Annotated in this window: 2 protein-coding genes and 1 pseudogene; all 3 read left to right on the top strand. The window is 69.7% G+C overall.

Annotation, left to right across the window (positions count from 1 at the left end):
- A pseudogene (locus tag ACWFQ8_RS33555) lies at positions 1-228 on the top strand (DEAD/DEAH box helicase); the annotation flags it as partial.
- Between the two features lie 46 nt (positions 229-274).
- A complete protein-coding gene (locus tag ACWFQ8_RS33550) occupies positions 275-694 on the top strand; it encodes a CBS domain-containing protein (protein ID WP_453790043.1) in 420 nt (139 codons plus the stop codon).
- A 49-nt stretch (positions 695-743) separates the two neighbouring features.
- Entirely contained in the window at positions 744-1,055 is a 312-nt protein-coding gene (locus tag ACWFQ8_RS33545) for an SCO5918 family protein (protein ID WP_453790042.1), read from the top strand.
- Positions 1,056-1,293: the final 238 nt, after the last annotated feature.

Here is a 1,293-nt window from a genome sequence, read left to right as displayed (position 1 = left end):
CTCATGGCCGCCGCCGGAGTCACCGCACAAACCACCCAAGTCCACTCCGGCGAAGAAGCCCTCAACCGCATCACCGGCGCACAAACCCCCTCCGGAATCCCCGTGGTCATCACGGCACCGGTCGTCGAACGCGCCAAGCGGAGCACGTCCTCTCGCGGCAGGCGCCGCCCGGTTTCGGCCGCCCGGCGCGTGAGCCTGCGGCAGTCCACCTTTGATGCGGCGGCCTGACCACCACGTGATCAGGAAACTGACCCACCTCTGCAGGAGGCATGTTTTGACGCTGGTCCAGATGCAGCCCCGCTCGGCGACTGCCGACCCTGTGCACCTGACGGTGGACGGCCCGAGGGAGGCCACCGGTCCGCAGGTCGGTGACGACATGACGGTCGAGGTGGCCCTGGCCGTCATGGCCAGTGCCCGCACAGGTCATCTGCTCGTCCGCGACGACGACGGCCTCTGCACCGGGCTGCTCACCCGGGCCCAGCTCGCCGCAGTCCGCGAGAGCCCGACGTACACGGACCGCGTCCGACTGCGTGACGTTCTCGGCGAGCGCGGGCCGTTCGCCTCGCCCGCGGCCACGAGGGCCGAGGGCGACCGCGCGACGGGCGACCGCGCGATGCGCTTTCGCAGGCTCGATGCCCTGCCCGGCGTCGGCGAGCAGGAAAGCGCTCCGGGCGTCCTCGCCCTTGCCCGCTGACAGCCCCTCCGCGGCCCGTCCGTCCCGATCCTTCTCCCTGTGAGGCATCATGCGCTGTGTCATCGCCCGCTTTCCGTTCGACCTGACCAAGAGCGGTGTCCTGGAGTCGATGAAGGGCGTCAAGCCCGAGCAGGTCACCAGTGAGTCCGTGATCATCGGCCGCCGTCACTATCCCGCCAAGCAGGTCGGCCAGGTCATCACGCGTCAGGACCGACGGGACTTCAGCATCGGTGAAGTCCTGCGGGCCATGACCCAGCTCGGGTTCACCTGCCGCGCGCTTCCCCAAGCCCCCGTGCCCCCGCGCGGAATCAGCCCGCTGCAGCGCGCTTCCGCGCTGCTCGGCATCCCGGCCACCGTCTGACGGACGAGGCCGGCGTGAGCCGAGCCGACACACGAACGACGAGGAGGGCCCGACCGGCACACGCCGGTCGGGCCCTTCCGCGTGCTGCGGCGGCTCCCTCACCCTGGAGCAGCCGCCACCATCTAGCTCTGACCAGGGCACACGAAAATCTGTCTCGGCTGGAGTAGACATTGCGCGGCGATCTGGTTATGGTTTCTCTCGTAGCCCAGAGAGACAGCAGGGCCCGGCAGGGACGAAC

Source organism: Streptomyces sp. NPDC055254, assembly GCF_053606025.1.
Note: the sequence above shows the minus strand (reverse complement) of the source record. Positions and strands in the feature narration are given on the sequence as shown.

Bases quoted from the DNA above. Each gene is read 5' to 3' on its own strand.
- ACWFQ8_RS33545 (WP_453790042.1), top strand. From the start codon at position 744: ATGCGCTGTGTCATCGCCCGCTTTCCGTTCGACCTGACCAAGAGCGGT.